Raw genomic sequence first — 17,898 nt, 5'->3', positions numbered from 1 at the left:
GCTCAGTCCTCCAGTCGGGCGAGGCGGTAGAAGCCGGGCGGGATGTCCGAGTCGTCCTCGTGGGTCTGGATCAGCCAGCCCTCGTCGATCAGTTCCTGCAGGTCGGACCGCCACGAGGCGGTCCGCGCCACCCGTTCCAGCCGGACGGCGGCCACCGGCCAGGGCGCCACGTTGACGAGGAACTCGATGAGTCGGTCCTTCGGTTTGACGCCGGTGATCTGGGCGATCAGCTTGTCGTCGTCGACGACCGATTCGTCGAGCCGGTCGGCTCGCAACCGGTACGACCGGCCCGGCCCGTTGCCCAGAGCGTCGATCTCCCAGCCGACACCCCGCAACTCGCGCAGCCGGCGGGTCCATTCCTCGATACCGGAGACGCCCTCCAACTCGCCCGGTGTCACCGGCTGCCCGACCCGTTGGCGCAGGTAGCCGAGCACGGCGGTCCGGGCACCACCCAACAGTTCCTGCCGCACTCCGCTGAGAGCGTCGCGGCTCGCGGCGAGAAGGCTGCCGATCTCCGCCGAGGTCCCCATCCACCGGGTCGCGGTCTGCTCGGTCCGCTTGGCGTCCCGCACCAGATCGAGTGCCTGCTGCAATCGGCGTTCCAGCAGGTCCAGGTGCTCGTCGGTGTTCGTGTTCCTCGGCAAGGCGGTCCTTTCGGCACCGAGATCAGTCGGTACCGTAGTCGGCCGGCACCACTGCGTGGATGCTATCGCGGAACCGTCGCGATGATCGGGCCGGTCACGGCCGCCGACGCCGACGGCCTCGGAGCGCCGTCGAGGCCAGGATCAAGAGCACGAACAGGACCGGGGCGGCGATGGTACGGCCGGAGCGCGCGCAGTCGTCAGCCGGGTCGTCTCGGGTCAGGGCGCAGGTCATCGTCGCGGCGCGGCGTGGGCCGTACTCCCGCCGCAGTTGATCGCCGAAGGCCGCCCACTGGTGACGGGTCTCGATGACGGCTGCGGTGACGGCCTTCTGGAAGTTGTTCAGTACCCGGCCCCGCGGATTGGCCGGGCCGATCGGGCGGGTCGGATCCGGCTCGTCGGCCCACGAGCTGTGCGAATAGAAGTCCTGCACCCCGTGCAGCGCCCGGCCCAGGCTTTCCAGTGTGGTGCACATGGCGCGTTCCTCGCGGGTCGTGTCGAAGGCGCAGTCACCGTCCAGGTTCACTTCGGCGGCCACGATCCGGCCGTGCCCGTCGACGAGTTCGTCGGCGCGTTCGACCGCCTCCCGGAACCGGCCGCGCAGGTGCTCGACGCAGTCGGTGAGGTGGACCGTCGCGTCGTCGCGGGTCTGCGGGTAGTCGCCGGTGAGGTAGTCGGCGTCGTCGCAGTGCGCGGCCGGCACCGCCACCTCGGTACGGTCCGGGGCCCCGACCGCGCCGAAGCCGTTGCCGTGCCCGGCGAGCTGGTCGATCGAGCGCGGCCGCAGACAGTCGCCGGGGCTGTCGTCGGCGGTGCAGGCGAGCGCGGCCCGGGTGATCCGCTCGTGTTCGCGATGCTGCCCGCCGCCGTCGATCGTCCCGAACCCGGGGAAGCGAAGCTGCCCGCCGCCGTCGATCGTCCCGAATCCGGGGAACACGACGGCGCCGGACAGCAGTAGTGCGGCGAGCACCCCGGACCGGGCTCGCGCGCCCATCAGCTGATACGGGTCCCGTGCGACGGCGCCTCGTGCGGGAACTCGCCGTTGGTGAGCCCGGCCGGGCCGACCCGGTCGTTCTGGTAGCGCAGTTCCTCGGCGGCCGGCTCCCAGCGCGCGATCAGCCCGAAGAGCACCACCGTGTCCAGGGCGATCATCAGCAGCGTCCAGAACGGGTACGCGCCGATCGACACCACCTGGGCCACCGCGTGCAGGCTGATCACGACCACCGCGGCGTACCGGGCCCAGGACTGACCGATGAGCAGGAACCCGCCGACGATGAGCATCACGCCGCCGAAGATCACCAGCGCCCAACCCCAGGAGGTGATGTCCACCAGCACGAACCCATCGGGTGTGGCGAGCACCCGTTCGTCGTCGAGCAGCGCCACCATGCCCTGGAGAATGTTGATCAGACTGTTCACGATCATGATCACGGCGGCGAAGGCGATCCATCCCGCCCACGCCCTGCTTCGTTCCTCAGCCATTGCGGGTTTCCCGTCTCGTGCCGGACTCCCTCATCTGGCCTGCCATGCTCGCGCCGACGGACGGGCCGCGACACCATCCCTGACGGATGACTGCGCCGCGGCCCGGTCACCGTCAGCCGGTGGTGCAGGAGGTGCCGTTCAGCGCGTACGCCGTGGGCGCCCCGCTGTCGCCGGTGTGGGTCGCCTGGAACCCGATCTTGACCGAAGCCCCGGGGGCCACGACCGCGTTGTAGCCGGCGTCGGTCGCGGTGACCCGGCCCGAAGCGGGGGCGTAGGTGGCGTTCCACCCGCCGGTGATGGTCTGCCCGCCGGGCAGGGTGAAGGCCAGCTTCCAGCCGTTGATCGCGGTGCTGCCGGTGTTGGTGAGGGTGACCTCGGCGGTCAGCCCGTTGTTCCAGGCGTTGACGACGGCACCGGCCCGGCATCCCGTCCCGGGGACGGGCGGGCTGGACGAACTCGGGACCGGCCCCGGGCTGGACGAGCTCGGGACCGGCCCCGGGCTCGACGGCGAGGTACTGCCGAGGGAGGTGAAGAACTGCCACACCTCGGCGCCCACCCAGGAGGTGGAGGAGTTGCGGTCGGTCGGCAGCGGCACGTGGTCACCGTCGTGCGCGGCCCAGCGGACCGGGTAGCCGGCCCGGCATCCGGCGTAGTCGGTGGTGATGTGGGTGCCGCTGCCGGACGCCGGTTCCGGCGGGTTCTGCGCCGCGCAGCCGTTGGCCCGGACGAAGCTGTCGCGCAGGCTACGGCCGTTGGAGACGTTCAGGACGCTGTCCCGGGTGCCGTGGATGCCGAAGTAGGCGACCGGCTGGGACACTCCGGAGCATCCGCTGAGGTTGGCGCCGGCGATCGGGGCGACCGCCCGGAAGACGGTGGGTCGAGCGCAGGCCAGCGCGTAGCTCATCGCGCCGCCGTAGCTGAAGCCGAGCGCGAACCGCTGGCTCGTGTCGACGCACAGGTCGTTCTCGACGGCCCGCAGGATGTCGTCGACCAGGGTCACGTCACGTCCGCCGGTGTTGGCCCAGCCCGCGTCGAGGCCCTGCGGCGCCACGAAGATCGCGCTGTTGCCGGAACGCTGTTGCAGACCGTAGAACCCGTTGCCGACCACGTCGGCGGCGCTGCCGTTGAGCCAGTGCAGTCCGACGACGAGCCGGTAGGCCTGGCTGCTGGTGTATCCGGACGGCAGCCGCAGCATGTAGGTGCGGGCGCGGCCGCCACTCTGGATGGTGTAGGTCCCGTCGCGCAGTGTCGGGTTCTTCCCACAACCCGCGGTCGCCGCGAGAGTGCCGTTCGACTCGGCCGACGCGGTGCCGCTGAGCAGGACCGTCGTCCCGGCGCCGAGCAGCAGGGTCGCGGCGGCGACGATCACGCCGAGGAGGGTGCGGCTACGCGCTCTTCGCTTCATCTCCGAACTCCTATTCAAATCTCTCAATACAAGAACCGTAACGGGAGCGCTCCCACACCATAGTCGGAATCGTGCGATAAAACCTACAAAAATACTTGCTCAGTATGTGTTACGGAGGCACTTAATTCGAAGTCGCGCTCCTGAGCAGTGCAGACACCCCGCTATCGGGAAAACACAAAGTCCCTCTTGAATGTCCGGAAACATCCTGGCAACCTTCCGAATCAGGCTGTCGGCGCCCACATCCCCGGAATCTTTTCGGCACCCCATGCCGGGAGAGGAACCTGCCGTGACATCCCGATCCCCGAATCCCTCCACCGCTCCCCCACGACGCCGCTCCCTGGCGGCACGCGTCCTGCTCGCCGGTACGGTCGCCGCCGTCTCCGCGTTCGGTGCCGTGCTGGTGATGCCCGACGCCGACGCCGCGGCCACCACGCTCGGCGCCGCGGCCAATCAGTCGAACCGGTATTTCGGCACCGCGATCGCCGCCGGCCGGCTCGGCGACTCCACCTACACCACCATCGCGGGCCGCGAGTTCAACATGATCACCGCCGAGAACGAGATGAAGCCGGACGCCACCCAGCCGCAGCGCGGTCAGTTCAACTTCAGCTCAGGCGACCGGATCTACGACTGGGCGACCCAGCGCGGCCTCAAGGTCCGCGGGCACACCCTGGCCTGGCACGCCCAGCAGCCCGGCTGGATGCAGAGCCTCAGCGGCAGCAACCTGCGCCAGGCGATGATCGACCACATCAACGGCGTGATGGCCCACTACCGGGGCAAGCTCGCCGCCTGGGACGTCGTCAACGAGGCGTTCGCTGAGAACGGCAGCCGCCGATCGTCGAACCTGCAGTCCACCGGCAACGACTGGATCGAGGTGGCGTTCCGCACCGCGCGCACCGCCGACCCGTCGGCCAAGCTCTGCTACAACGACTACAACATCGAGAACTGGACGTACGCGAAGACGCAGGGCGTCTACAACATGATCCGCGACTTCAAGTCCCGTGGTGTGCCGATCGACTGTGTGGGCCTGCAGACCCACTTCACCGGCGGGAGTTCCCTGCCGGGCAACTTCCAGACCACCCTGTCCAGCTTCGCCGCCCTCGGTGTCGACGTGGCGCTGACCGAGGTCGACGTCACCAATGCGTCGACCTCGCAGTATGCCGGTCTGACCCAGGCCTGCCTCAATGTGCCGCGCTGTATCGGCATCACGGTGTGGGGTGTCCGGGACAGCGACTCGTGGCGGTCCGGCGAGAGTCCCCTGCTCTTCGACGGCGGCGGTAACAAGAAGGCCGCGTACACCTCGGTGCTCAACGCTCTCAACGCCGCCGGACCCGGCCCGTCCTCGCCGCCGCCGAGCGGCGGCTCCGGTTCCCCGTCAGTCCCGCCCGGCACGGCGAAACGCATCGTCGGCGCCCAGTCCGGCCGGTGTGTCGACGTGCCGAACGCGTCGCAGAACAACGGCACCCGGGTCCAGCTCTACGACTGCCACGGGCAGGCCAACCAGCAGTGGACGCTCACGGCGAACCGGCAGCTGACCGTCTACGGCGGCATGTGCCTGGACGCCGCGGGTTCCGGCAACGGCGCGGCCGTTCAGATCTACAGCTGCAACGGGCAGGCCCAGCAGCAGTGGAACGTCAACAGCAACGGCACGATCACCGGTGTGCAGTCCGGTCGCTGCCTGGACGCGTGGGGCACCGCCAACGGCCAGCAGGTCCAGCTCTACGACTGCAACGGGCAGGCCAACCAGCGGTTCAGCCTCGCCTGACGCGTCGCGAGCCGCCCGGCCCCGGAATCAAGTCCTCGTCAAGTCGTGTGCGGCATGATCGGGGACGGCGGGGACCGGGCGGTACTCGCGTGTCCCGAGGAGCCGTTGATCATGAGTTCGCGATCGGAGAGCCGCCGGGTGATCCGGGCCGGTGGCGTCTCGCTGGTCTGTCATGTGCGCGGGCGTGGCCCCCGCTGTGTGGCGCACCCGGCCGGTCCCGGTATGCACTGGGAGTACCTGCGGATGCCGCTGGCCGAACGCGACCACACGATGATCTACATGGAGCCGGCCGGCACCGGGGATTCCGACGAGTTGCCCGCCTACCACCTGGACACCTACGTCGAACATCTGGACGCGGTGGTACGGGCGTTCGCCGACGAGCCGGTCTTCGTGCTCGGGCACGGGCACGGCGGGTTCGTCACCCAGAGCTACCTGGCCGGGCGGCCCGCCGACGTGGCCGGGCTGGTCCTCTACTCGACCGGGCCGGTGGCCGACGGGCAGATGCTGGCCCAGGCCCGGTGGAACCTGCACCGCGACACCGTCGAGGACGTGCATGACGAGGCCTCGGCGACCCGGCGGCTGCGGGCGGTGCTGCCGTCGCACTTCGCCGACTACCAGCGGCGGGAGGCCGAGTTCGCGCCGGTGGTGGCCGCGGTCAGGTGCCGGCCGCGGCCGGCCGCCGACTTCGCGGCCGTCGACCTGCGGGGGCGGCTCGCGTCGATCGCGGTGCCGACGCTGATCCTGGCCGGGGCCCGGGACGTGGTGTTCGGGCCGGACGCGGCGGCCATGCTGCGGGTCGGGGTGCCCGACGCCCGGGTGGCGATCTTCGAGGACAGCGGACGGTTCGCGCATCTGGAGGAGACGCAGCGGTTCGCGCACCTGCTGAAGGAGTTCACGAGCCGGGTGGCCGGGTGACCGATCGGGACCTTCGCCTGCAGATCATGGGGCCGCTGCGGGTGTGGCGCGGTGCCACCGAGATCGACGATCTGGGGCCGCGCCAGCAACGCTGCCTGCTCGCGGTGCTGCTGGCGCGGGCCGGCCATCCGGTCAGCATGTCCGACCTGATGGCGTCGATCTGGGGCTTCGACGCTCCGGTCAGCGCGGTCAACGTCATCCACAAGTACGTCGGCGCGCTCCGGCGTCTGCTCGAACCGGATCTCGCGCTGCGTACCCCCGGCTCGTTTCTGTTGCGCGGGACCAGCGGATACCGCTTCGCCGCCGGTCCGGAGACGCTGGATCTCGCGGAGTTCCGCGACCTGGTCGCCGCCGGCCGGTCGGCCGCGGGTCGGGCCTCCGCGTCCCCCGGCGACGCCTCTCCCGGTTCCGGGCGCTGGGAGGAGGCGCTGGAGCATTACGCGGCGGCGTTGCGGCTCTGCCGCGGGCCGGCCGGGGACACGCTGGCCGACAGTGTCGGGGCGGCGGCCACGTTCGCCGCGATCGACGGCGAGTTCTTCGAGGCCGTGGTGGCGGCGGCCGACATCGCGATCCGGTTGCGGCGACCGGAGGCGGTGCTGGCGCAACTGCGGCTCGCGGCCGCGATGGGCCCGCTCAACGAGCTGGTGCACGCACGGCTGATCACCACGCTCGCGACGGCCGGCCACCCGGCCGAGGCCCTGGCCACCTACCGGGCGATCCGCGAGCGGCTCGCCGAAGACCTGGGCATCGACCCGGGCCGGACTCTCGACGACGCTCACCGGCAGGTGTTGGGCCGGGAGACGACCCCTGCGCCGGTACGCCCGGCGCAGCTCCCACCCGACCTGCCGACCTTCACCGGTCGCGGATCCGAGCTGGCCACTCTGGACGGTCTGGTCGACGGGATGAGCCGGGACGGCCGGACCGCTCCGCTGATCGTGGCCCTGGACGGGATGGGCGGCGTCGGCAAGTCGACGCTGGCCGTGCATGCCGCCCACCGGCACGCGGCCCGGTTCGACGACGGGCATCTCTACCTGGACCTGCGTGGCGACCAGGACGACGACCTGCTGGCCGGTGACGCGCTGGCCGCCCTGTTGTACGCCCTCGGCATGCCGGCGGCCCAGATGCCCGCCACGTTCGACGCCCGGCTGGGCGCCTACCGGAGCCTGACCGCCGGTCGCCGGTTCCTGGTGCTGCTGGACAACGTGCACGACCCGGCCCAGGTCCGCCCGCTGCTGCCGAACTCGGCCGCCGGTCTGGTCCTGCTGACCAGCCGTCGGCCGTTGCTCGGGCTGGCCGCGTTCGACGGCGCCCACCTGCTGCGCGTCGACGTCCCCGATCCGGCCTCGGCCCAGGAACTCCTGCGCCGTCGCCTGCCGGCGGCCACCGCGACCGGAAGACACGCGGTGGTCGACGAGATCATCGAGCTGTGTGGGCGGCTTCCGCTCGCGTTGGCGATCCTGGCCGCGCGGCTGAACGCACGTCCCACGTTGTCGCTGGAGTCGGTCGCCGCGGATCTGCGCGACAGTGCCCGCCGGTTGGAGGCGTTTCCGGCGGGCTCGGGCACACCCGATCCGCGAAGCGCGTTCGCCTGGTCGTATCGGCAGCTGGGCGAGGGCGCGGCCGGTCTGTTCCGCCTGCTGTCAGTTTCGCTGAGCACCGGGATCACCGAGGCCGCCTGCGCCGAACTGTCCGGCGGCGACCCGGCGCGGACCCGAGCCGAGCTCGCGGAACTGGCCCAGGCCGCGCTGATCGACGAACACCACGACGGGCGGGTGACCTGCCACGTGCTGGTCCGGGCGTACGCCGGGGAGCTCTGCCGGGAGATCGACGGCCCGGCCGAGCGCCGGGCCGCGACGATCCGTCTGTTGACGCACTACCAGCGGGCCGGCGACCGGCGGGAACTCGTCGAAGCGGTTCGGACGGCCGCCGACCTCGGGGAGCACGACCTGGCCCGGGCGCTGGCCGCAACGCTGCGGCAGGTCGACCCGACCGACGGGGCGGAGGCCGAACGCTACGTGCGTGGTTCGCTCCAGGTGCGGCCGAACACGGCCTCCGGTTCGAGTACCGCGCCGTCGGCGTAGGCGAACGCGAACCGCTCCTCGCCCAGGGCCGAGACGGCGGCGGTGCGGGCGCGACCGAGTTCGACGGCATCGTCCGGGTCCGGTACCTGACCCAGGGCGGCGAAGGCACTGTCGGTGAAACCGATCATCCGGGTCGCCCGGACCTGGTCGCCGTCGACCGAGGCCAGCGCGGCGGCGGCGATGCCCAGGTAGGGGACGAAGGTGCGGTAGCCGTACCGGAAGACGCGCTGTTGAACCTCGTCGAACAGTTCCCGGGCGAGTTCGAGGTCGCCGCGGTGCAACTCGGTGAAGGCCAGGTTGTAGAACTCCGAGTTGACCGTCTCGGGGCGGCCCAGCTCCTGGTTGAGTTCGATGCTCGCCAGATAGCGTTCGCGGGCCAGGTCGAGGTCGCCGGAGAGGCGGGCCACCGCGGCCAGCACGTGCCGGGGGCGTTCCTCCAGAGCCCGGTCACCGGCGCGCAGCGCGACGTCCAGGGCGGCGCTCGCCAGTTTCTCGGCGCGGGGCAGGTCGTCGGCGCGCAGGGCGAGACGCGACAGCGCGTAGCGTGCCTCGACCTCGCTCGCGGTCGACCCCGGACGGGCCAGCTCGGCCTCGGCGAGACGGGTCACCTCGGCCGTGTCGCCACGGCGGAACGCGCCGCGTACCTCCTCGGCGAAGATCAGCCGCCGGACCTCGGCGGCGAACGTCTCCGGTTCCTCGAGGTGACCGAAATGGCCGCTGTCCTCGAGGATCACCAGGCGGGATCCGGCGATGCCGGTGTGCAGCATCCTTGCCCATTCCGGCCCGCAGATGAAGTCGTGCCGGCCGGTGATCACCAGCGTCGGCGCGGTGATCTCCGGTAGTCGCGGCCGGTGGTCGATCGCGGTGGTCGCGAAGTCGACGAGCCGGGTGCGCAGGCCGTCGCGCAGCGGCTGGAACTCGGCGCGCCGCCCCCAGAAGTCGGCGAAGTACACCGGCAGGCCGGCGCTCAACCGCGCGGTCGCGGCGTCGTCGGTCTGCGCCGGCAACGGCGCCTCCAGCGCGATCGCCGCGGCGGCCGCCTCCGGGACGTCCGGGTGACGGTGCGGGTAGGCGGCCGCCTGTCTGCTTCCGGCGGCCCAGAAGTCGGCGTCGGTGACCGGGGTCGAGCTGTACAGGACGAGCCCGGCGACCCGGTCCGGGTGGTCCAGCGCGTATTGCTGGGCGACGACCCCGCCGTGCGAGTGACCGAAAAGGTACACCCGGGGGACGGCGAGGTGTTCGATCAGGCCGTGGAGCAGGTCGGCGTAGGTGCCGGCGTAGGTGGCGTGTTCCGGCAACGGGTCCGAGGCGCCGGTGCCGGCCGGTTCCGGATACACCATGGTGAAATGCTTCTCCAGCTGCGGAAACCGCAGATAGGAGTATTCGACGCCGGGTCCGCCCGGGTGGGCGATCATCATCGGGCCGTCGCCCGCGAGGTGGTACGCCAGCCGCGTGCCGTCGACGGTGCAGTAGGTCATCGCCGGTTCACCCGCCTCATCATGCCCGCGTCGTGGTCGTAGTGGATGTCCGGGGTGTTGTTCACGTTCACCAGACGACCGGGGTGGGCCGGAAGTTCGGTTCGGCGGGTCAACAAATCGTCCAGTGGCCGTCTCTAGGTTCGTCGGCCATGGAGACCGAACTGCTCGTCCGGGCCGCTCAGCGTGGGGACGCGGCCAGCCTCACCGTGCTGTTCCAGGCGCACTACGTCGGGATGCGGTCGGTGGCGCTGCAGATCCTGGGTTCCGGGCCGGATGTCGACGACGTCTGCCAGGAGGCGGCGATCACCGCGCTCACCCGGATCGGGCAGCTGCGGGATCCGTCGGCGGTGCGGTTCTGGCTGCACGCGATCGTGCGCAACCTCTGCCGGACACGACTGCGGGAGGCGCGTCCCGTACCGATGGATCTGACCGATCTTGATCTGCCTCTTGCGGTGGATGACCCGGTGCAGCGGTATGCCGACCGGGACTGGGTGCGGCATGCGCTGACGCGGCTGTCGCCGGTCCTGCGGCCGGTGACGATGCTGCGGTATTTCGCCGAGCGCAACTCCTACGAGCGGATCGCCGGGTTGTGCGTGATTCCGGTGGGCACGGTCCGCAGTCGGCTCAGCGAGGCCCGTCGGCAGCTTTCCCAGATCCTTCCGTCGGTACGCGACGAGCGCCACGATGAGTCTGCCGCGTTGACCACGCTGCGCCGGGCCGAGGCGGCGGCGATCCTGGGTGGTTCGCCGGGGGCGGTTCGCGGGCGATGGGCGCACGGTGCGGTGGTGTGCTGGCCGGACGGGCGCCGTACCACCGGATTGTCGTCGGTCTCGGAGGCACTGCGTCGTGACGTGCTCCCGCAGCGGCTGGTCGACGTGGTGGCCGCGCCCGATGTCACCGTGTGGGAGACCACGTCGGGCACCTGGCTGCTGCACGAGCGCGGTGGGCAGGTCCGCAACGTACGTCTCGCCGTCGATGTTTAGGGCATGATGCCCTGATGGATCAGAGCTACGTGGAACTGGCCCGCAAGCTGCGGGAACTGGGCTGGTGGCGGGACTTCTCGGCGGAGGACGCGGCCGCCGGGGAACGTGCGGTCGCGGAGGGCGCACATCCGCTCGGTGGCCTGGCGACCCTGGACGAGGAGCCCGGCGAGAGGTACTTCGACGTCGACGGGGAGACCATGGCCGAGGGTGGTGTCGCCCGCGTGCTGCGCCGGGAGCTGGGGCCGGCCCTGGCCGGGCACGGTGTGGAGCTGCGGTTCGAGGAGCTGAACTACCCGGACAGTGTGGAGACCGGCGACTACGTCATCGCGATCAACGGCCGGCGTTGCGTGGTGTGGACGCCGGCGGACTGGGCCGCGGGTAACCCGTGGTATGTGTCGACGGTCCGGCCGCTCGCCGTGATCAACGATCTGCTGGCCGAGGCCGGTGCGGTATCCCGGATCTACACGCTCTATCCCGGCAGCAACCAGGGTGAGGCCTGGCTGATCGATCCACGCATCGTCGACGTCATCGCCGACAGTGGCGTGATCAAGGCGGAGGCCATGCCCGTCCTTCCCGGCCGGCGCTGAGTCCGGCGCCGCCCCCACGGTTCAGGGGCGGCGCCGGCCGGTCAGCCGTCGATCGGGTGCAGGTAGAGCTGGATGTTCCTGGCCTTGGCGTACTCGACCAGTTCCAGCGCCTTCTCCATGAAGCCCGGCGGCGGGTTGGTCGGGTACGCGACGCGCAGCACCCAGTTGTCGACGTCGGCTCGTTTCTTGTCCTTCGAATTGCGCCAGCCGTCGTCGAACTGCCGGCCGTCGTTCAAGTCGTTGATCTTCGCTTTGATCTTGGACTTGAACCTGCCCGCCGTGTTGGCGCTCTCGTAGCGCCAGTCGACGGTCTTGATGCTGGTACCGGTCCGGGACGCCGCGTCATAGGCGTCGATGAACGGGTGGCCGGGGTAGAGGTTGCCGCCGAGCGCGTCCTCGATCTTCAGCCCGTCCGTGCCGGTGATGTGGTCCCACGACCCGGACCGCAGACCGAGGACCCGCTGCACCCCCTGGATCACCGGGCAGGTGTTGTGCACCAGCACACGCAACCCGCCGTCGACGACGAAGTACGTGTGCACGCCCTCGATCGACAGGTCGTAGGTGGTCATCGCGCCGGTGTGGTTGCGGACCGACACCACGGTGACCGGTTCGGCCCCGTCGGTGCGCAGCAGGTCGCCGGGCGTCAGGTGACCCGCGTCCACGAACGCCTGGCGGTTCAGGCTGTAGAACGGGTGGTTCTGGGTGCCGGTGAGGACCGCCCGGCGGCCGTCGGTGCCGGTCACCGTCAGTTCGGTGAACTCGGTGTCGGTCGCGGTGACGTGGACCTCGGTGACCCGGTGGGTCTGGACCGTACCGCCCGGCTCGGCGTTGCGGACCAGGTCGCCGGCCCGGACGTCCTCGATCGCCTGGACGCTGCCGTCGGCCATCAGCACGCCGGTGCCGGCCGCGAAACTGTGGCCGGTGAGGCAGGAGCCCCAGCCGTTGAAGATCGCCTTGGCCCGGGCCGCCATCGCGGCCTGCTTGAGTTTCAGGAACGTCCGCGCGTTGATCGAGGTGACCTTCAGCGCGCCGATCGCCGCGTCGATGCCGGCGACGTTGTACGCCACCATCGCGATCCGCAGTTCCTTGACCGCGAGCGCGATGCCCTTGAGCGCGAACGGCAGGACGATCTCGGCGACCACGAACCCGCAGTCGAGCCAGCTGCCACCGTCGTCGCCCGGGGTGAGCTTCTTGTAGCAGCCGATGAACTCGCCGAACAGGATGCCCGGCAGAGCGCGCAGCGTGGATTCGAGCATCTGCTGCTGGGTCACGTGGATCGTGGCCTCGGTGGAGACGTCGAACGGTTCGGTCATCAGCTCGTCGAGCTGGACCTGCGGCCCGCTGCCGGTGTTGACGCAGACGTTCGGGTCGGCGCTCGGCGTGACACAGCTGGCCAGCAGGTAGACGTAGTAGCCCTGGGACCGGTAGATCCCGGTCACGTCGCACCCACCGGTCCCGACGCAGTCGCTGGTCGGGTTGAAGCTGTAGCCGGTCTGGATCGGGACCATGTAGATGTTGTCGAGTGCCGTCGCGACCGCGTCGCCGCCGTTGGTGACCTGGCCGGTCTGCTGCGGATTACTCGCCAGCGCCTGTTCGATGGCGTTCAGCGACGCCTGCGCCGCGTCCGCCGACGCCTGGGCGTTGTCGGCGGCCTCCCGGGCCGACGCGGCCGAGATCTCCGCCTCGTTCGCGTACTGGTCGGCCAGTTCGGCGTCGGAGTCGGCGTCGTCGGCCGCCTCCCGGGCCGCGGCGGCATCCCGTTCGGCGTCGTCGGCCGACGCCTCCGCCGACGACGCGTCGGCGTCCGCGGCCGCCGCCGAATTCCGGGCCCGCTCCAGAGCGGCCTGTGCCTTGGCGTCCATCTCGTCGATCCGGGCCGACGCCTGCTGGGTCGCCTTGGCGTCGGCCGCGGCCTGCGCCGCCGACCTGGTCGCCGCCGCGGCCGACGCGGCCGCCTTCGACGCCGACACCGCCGCGTCCGCCGCCGCCTGCGCGGTCAGCTTCGCGTCCCCGGCGGCCCGGTTCGCGGCGTCCACCGCGGCCGCCGCCAGCGTCGACGCCGCAGCGGCCTGAGCTGCGGAGACGTTGGCCTGGGCCTCGGCGATCGTCTTGGCCGCCTGGGAGCTGAGCACCGCCAGGCCGGCCGCCGAGTCGGTGGTCGCCCACGGGTCGGCCAGGTCGATCGCCTCGTCGGCGGGTGCGGCCACCTTGAGCGCCGCCGCGGCGGCCTCCTGTGCGGCCTGGCCGGTCGCCACCGCCTGGCCGATCGCGACCGCGCTGTCGGCGAGCGCACCGGCCGCCTCCTGCTTGGCCTCGATCGCGGCCTGTCTGGCGTTGGCCGCCTCCTGCTTGGCGTCGGCGGCCGACTGCCGGGCCGCGGTGGCGAAGTTCGCCGACTCCCGGGCGTTCGCGATCGCGTCGGCGGCCAGGGCGTGGCCCTTCACCGACGCGGCCCGGGTCTGCTTGACCGCGGTCTCCGCCTTGCGGACGTCGGCCGCGGCCCGGTCGGCGGCGGCCCGGGCGACGGTCGCCGCGGTCCGGGCCCGTGCGGCCGCGCCCTCGGCGGCGCGGGCCGCCTGGTTGGCGTTGTCGGCGGCGACACCGGCGGCGTTGGCGGCCGACCGGGCGATCCGGGCCTCCGCCTCGGCGGCGTCGGCGCCCGCCGAACCCTGCGCGGCCGCCGCCTTCGCGTCGGCCACCGCCGCCTCGGCCATCTTCTGGTCGAGGGTCTTTCGGGCGGCGTACGCGCGGGATTCGGCCGCGGCGGCGTCGGCTTCGGCGCGCAGTGCGGTGGCCTCGTCGGCGTCCGCCCGTCCGGCCGCGGCCTGGGCCTCGTTCTTCTTCGACTCGGCGATCGCGGCCTGCTGCTGTGCGGTCGCGTTCGCGGCGGCCGCCTTCTGCCGTTCGGCTTCGGCGGTGGCCTTGGCCTTGGCGGCGATCTGCTGCTGCCGGGCCGCGTCGTCGGCGGCCGCCTCGGCCCGGGCCAGTGCCGCCTTGGCGTTGGCCTCGACGGTGGCGATCTTCGCCTTGTCGGCGGCGACCTTCGCGGCGGCGCTGGCCGCCGCGGTCGCCTGCTCCTGGGCCTGCGTCGCCAGCCGGGCCGCACGGGCGGCACTGTCCTGTGCGGACTGGCGCAGGAACAGGGCCCGGGCCGCGTGCGCCTGGGCACCGGCGTTCGCCAGCAGGGTCGCCGAGTTGGCCAGGGTGGCGTTGGTGGCCGCGACCACGGTCTGCATCGCGTTCGAGGTGGCCTGCGCCGACGCGGCAGCGGCCAGCGCGATCTGCGCCGACTGCTGTGCGTAGGTCAGGCCCCGGCCGACCGGGAACCCGGCGGCGACTGCGGTGGCGTAGGCCCGGTCCCGGGCGGCGACCGCCTTGTTCGCGGCGTCCTGCGCGACCGTGGCCGAGTTCTTCGCGGCCTCGGCCAGTCCGGCGACCTTCGCCTTGATCAGGTTCAGGTTCCTCGGGGCGGCCGTCATGTCGACGGTGGACCAGTCGGACGGGAACTTCGTCTTCTGGTCCTGCGCCCAGAGGATGCCGCGGGCGGTCCAGGCGTACCCCAGGCCGTCGTGCATCGTCTCGGCACTGGCCCGCAGCGTCTCCAGGGCCTGCATCTCGGCGGCGATGATGTCGGCGCGGGGCTGGGCCTGCGCGTTGAGCTCGGCCTGCCACTCGGCCCAGGCGGTCTCCTCGACGTCGATCAGCACTTCGTCGGGGTCGATCGGGTTGGTCGGGTCGCCCTGCGCCCAGCGTGTCTTGAGCGACTCGACCTCGACCCGGAACTCCGTGGTGCCCGGCTGCGGTGCCACGGTCGGCCAGCCGTCGTACTGGATGAACCGGCGCACCTCGTCGGCGGAGCCCTCGATGGCCTGCCGGGAGTACATGTTCCACTTCCACGCGTCGGCCGGGACGGCGGCGGCGTGGGCGGCGGCGATCTCGCGGACCTTGGCCTGGGCCGCGGCCTCGGCCTTCGGCATGGTCAGGTCGGCGTAGACGGCACTGGAGGTCATCCGGCGGGTGGCGTCGGCCGACATGAAGTCGGTGACGTCGGTGTCGTAGTCCGGCACCGATCCGTAGCCGGACATCAGGTAGCCGCTGAAGTTGTCCCGGCGGCCCGCCTCCCGCTGGGCGCGGGCCTGGTCGGCGGTCTTCGCGGCGGCGATGTCGGCGTTCAGCGGCACGCTGGTGCCGTTGTACCAGCCGTCCAGCCAGGTGCCGTCGACCCAGGAGTGCCAGGGCGTCTTCAGCGCGGTGTCCGGGCCGGCCAGTTGCTGCGCGGCGGCCTGGCGGACGTTGCTGCCGCCGGCGTGCAGGACCAGGGCCAGGTGGGCGCGGGTGTCCCGGGCCCACTCGGCCTCGTCCATGGCCCGCTGCCGCTCCCAGTCGGACGCGGTACCCGACGGAAGGACCGCCGGGGTCGCGGTGACCGGGCCGACGAAGGTACGCGTCGCGTGCGGCACGTTCCACACCTGGGCGCCGGTGTTGTTACAGGTGTAGATCCACAGTTGGGTGCCGTTGACCGTGGTCGAGTTCGGCACGTCCAGGCAGCGCCCCGAGTTCGGGTTGACCAGACGTGCCCGGCCGGCGGTGTCCCAGCCGACCACCCACTGCTGATCCAGGGTGCCCGCGCACTTGGCCACCACGGTGAGCGTCTTGTCGGCGACCGCCGTCTCGCCGCCGTTGAGCCCCAGGCACATGCCGCCGGCGGTCAGCGTGCCGTCGGTGTTGAGCAGCCACGGCAGCAGCGGGCCGGTGGAGTAGCCGACGTTGCAGGTGTAGAGCACGACCGCGGTGGCGGCGGCCGGAACCGCGGTGGTCGACGCCGGGATCGCGCACTTGCTCATCACCGTGTTGGTGATCGGCCCGCTCGGTGCCTGCGGCCGGGTCGGCGGGAGGAACCGCTGCGCGTCCGAGCCGTTGCACGTGTAGATCCACAGGGCCACGTTGTTGGCCGTCGACGAACTCGGGGTGTCCAGGCAGCGGTTGGCGGCCTGGTTGTTGAGCTGGATACCGCCGTTGCGGTGGTACTCGAAGATCCAGTGCTGGCTGTCCCAGTCGTGGCAGTCGTACATCTGGACCGGCCGGGCGCTGTCCTTCTCGCTCGCCAGGTCGGTCTCGGTGGTGAACGCGGTACCGAGCCCGGTCCGGGCCAGCACCAGGCCGGTGCCGCCGACCACGGCGTGCAGGCCACCGGCACCGGCCGACAGCGAGTCTCCGAAGCCCGGGGACGAGGGCGCCGACACCTCCTTGGTCCAGCCGCCCGCGGCCACGCCCTTCTTGGCGTAGACGAAACCGTCCGAACCGCGCATCACCTGGGTGCCGTCCGAACCGGCGGCGATGGCGGTGTCGAAGTTCGGGTCGGCGGCGGTGATGGTGGATTCCTTGATCCAGCCGCCCATGCCGATGCCGGTCTTGGCGTAGACGTAGCCGTCGCTGCCGATCAGCATCTGCACGCCGCCGTTGGTGGCGATCGCCTTCGCGCCCGGGGCGAGTTCCTTCACCCAGCCGCTCGCCGGGCCGATGCTGTTGCGGGCGTAGACGGCGCCGTCGCTGCCGATGATCATCTGGGTGCCGTCCGAGCCGACCGCGATGGCCTTCACCCCGGCGGCGCTCTCGGTCACCCAGCCGGAGGAGTCGCCGATGCCCTGCCGCGCGTAGACGATCTTGTCGGAGGAGGAGAGGTACATCTGGACGCCACCGTTGGTGGCGATGTCCTCGACCCAGCCGCCGCCCTCGTACACCCAGCCGTCGGCGCCGACGTTGCTGCGCGCGTAGATGCCGTTGTGGGCGATCATCTGGGTGCCGTCCGAGCCGGCGGCGATGTCGGAGACGTTGTAGTCGGTCTCCTTCGTCCAGCCGCCCAGGCCGACGGCGCCGGTCTTGGCGAAGACCTGACCGCCTTCGGTCAGCATCATCTGCAGGGTGCCGCCGATCGCGATCGACTGGGCGGCGCCGCCGTTGGTGCTGGTGACGGTCAGGCACTTGCTGGGCGCGGCGGCCGAGCGGATGGTGCCGTCGTCCCAGAGGTCGGTCTCGCGCTGGTAGGTCCAGTTCTGGGTGGCCGCGCCGGAACACGCGGTGGACACGATCGGAGCACCGTTGGCGGTGTTGCCGTTCATGTCGTCCAGGCACTTGCCGAGACCGTCGTTGCGGATCAGGCCGGTGGCCTGCGCGTTGAGGTCGGCGATCTGGGACGCCCCGGTGTTACCGAGGTTCCAGTCCGGTGCGGCGTGCGCCGGGAAGCCGTGAGCGAGCGAGGCCAGCACCGTGATGACGGTGCTGACGACCAGGGTTCGGATGGTGGTGCGGCGTTTGGACAGCCCGAAAGATCGCACGACGCGTGGCGCCATGACTCATACCCCCCGACAACGGCCCGCATCGATGACGGCCGTTGATGAAATGCAAGTCCCCGTGATCTTGCAGTCGGGAGAGTAGACCCGCGAATTCCACGCAGGCAATAGACGATTGCAAAACTGTCGATATGCGCGCCATGCCGCGGCATGGCCTCGAACGTGGAAGGCGGGTCGCCCGCTGACCGATCAGCCGGCCGTCGCCTATTCTCGGTCC

Annotated in this window: 11 protein-coding genes; 5 read left to right on the top strand and 6 right to left on the bottom strand. The window is 71.2% G+C overall.

What is annotated here, in order from left to right:
* Positions 1-2: 2 nt before the first annotated feature.
* The 4 genes from Q0Z83_RS00720 to Q0Z83_RS00705 all read right to left on the bottom strand — a co-directional run bounded on the left by Q0Z83_RS00720 (position 3) and on the right by Q0Z83_RS00705 (position 3,525).
* Entirely contained in the window at positions 3-644 is a 642-nt protein-coding gene (locus tag Q0Z83_RS00720; RefSeq protein ID WP_317791792.1) for a hypothetical protein, read from the bottom strand.
* A 94-nt stretch (positions 645-738) separates the two neighbouring features.
* On the bottom strand, positions 739-1,635 hold the full coding sequence (locus tag Q0Z83_RS00715; protein ID WP_317791791.1) for a hypothetical protein: 897 nt from the start codon (positions 1,633-1,635) through the stop codon (positions 739-741).
* The gene (locus Q0Z83_RS00710) at positions 1,635-2,120 is read right to left on the bottom strand and encodes a DUF7144 family membrane protein (protein ID WP_317791790.1); all 486 of its coding nucleotides are present in this window, start codon (positions 2,118-2,120) and stop codon (positions 1,635-1,637) included. The genes Q0Z83_RS00715 and Q0Z83_RS00710 overlap by 1 nt, the downstream gene beginning before the upstream one ends.
* A 112-nt stretch (positions 2,121-2,232) precedes the next feature.
* Positions 2,233-3,525, bottom strand: a complete 1,293-nt coding sequence (locus tag Q0Z83_RS00705) for a cellulose binding domain-containing protein (RefSeq protein ID WP_317791789.1) — start codon at positions 3,523-3,525, stop codon at positions 2,233-2,235.
* Positions 3,526-3,811: 286 nt separating this feature from the next.
* Here Q0Z83_RS00705 and Q0Z83_RS00700 point away from each other — a divergent pair, with 286 nt between their 5' ends.
* The 3 genes from Q0Z83_RS00700 to Q0Z83_RS00690 all read left to right on the top strand — a co-directional run bounded on the left by Q0Z83_RS00700 (position 3,812) and on the right by Q0Z83_RS00690 (position 8,283).
* Positions 3,812-5,287 (top strand): endo-1,4-beta-xylanase, encoded by a 1,476-nt coding sequence (locus Q0Z83_RS00700; RefSeq protein WP_317791788.1) that lies wholly within the window; start codon positions 3,812-3,814, stop codon positions 5,285-5,287.
* A gap of 111 nt (positions 5,288-5,398) precedes the next feature.
* On the top strand, positions 5,399-6,202 hold the full coding sequence (locus tag Q0Z83_RS00695; RefSeq protein WP_317791787.1) for an alpha/beta fold hydrolase: 804 nt from the start codon (positions 5,399-5,401) through the stop codon (positions 6,200-6,202).
* Complete coding sequence (locus Q0Z83_RS00690; protein ID WP_317791786.1) at positions 6,199-8,283, top strand: BTAD domain-containing putative transcriptional regulator; 2,085 nt, start codon at positions 6,199-6,201, stop codon at positions 8,281-8,283. The genes Q0Z83_RS00695 and Q0Z83_RS00690 overlap by 4 nt, the downstream gene beginning before the upstream one ends.
* On the opposite strand, the gene Q0Z83_RS00685 is transcribed toward Q0Z83_RS00690, so the two are convergent.
* Positions 8,214-9,761, bottom strand: coding sequence for an alpha/beta fold hydrolase (locus Q0Z83_RS00685; RefSeq protein WP_317791785.1), 1,548 nt, complete (start codon positions 9,759-9,761; stop codon positions 8,214-8,216). The genes Q0Z83_RS00690 and Q0Z83_RS00685 overlap by 70 nt on opposite strands.
* A 149-nt stretch (positions 9,762-9,910) precedes the next feature.
* Between Q0Z83_RS00685 and Q0Z83_RS00680 the strand changes: the two genes are divergently transcribed.
* A complete protein-coding gene (locus Q0Z83_RS00680) occupies positions 9,911-10,744 on the top strand; it encodes an RNA polymerase sigma factor (RefSeq protein ID WP_317791784.1) in 834 nt (277 codons plus the stop codon).
* 14 nt (positions 10,745-10,758) lie between these two features.
* On the top strand, positions 10,759-11,331 hold the full coding sequence (locus tag Q0Z83_RS00675; protein WP_317791783.1) for a ferredoxin reductase domain-containing protein: 573 nt from the start codon (positions 10,759-10,761) through the stop codon (positions 11,329-11,331).
* Positions 11,332-11,372: 41 nt separating this feature from the next.
* On the opposite strand, the gene Q0Z83_RS00670 is transcribed toward Q0Z83_RS00675, so the two are convergent.
* Positions 11,373-17,681 carry a ricin-type beta-trefoil lectin domain protein gene (locus Q0Z83_RS00670; protein ID WP_317791782.1) on the bottom strand — a complete coding sequence of 2,103 codons (6,309 nt, stop codon included), beginning with the start codon at positions 17,679-17,681 and terminating at the stop codon, positions 11,373-11,375.
* Positions 17,682-17,898: the final 217 nt, after the last annotated feature.

Origin of the sequence: Actinoplanes sichuanensis (assembly GCF_033097365.1) — a bacterium.
GTDB classification, from domain to species: Bacteria; Actinomycetota; Actinomycetes; order Mycobacteriales; family Micromonosporaceae; genus Actinoplanes; species Actinoplanes sichuanensis.
The sequence above is the reverse complement of the archived record's forward strand: the minus strand, read 5'-3'. Positions and strand labels throughout refer to the sequence as shown.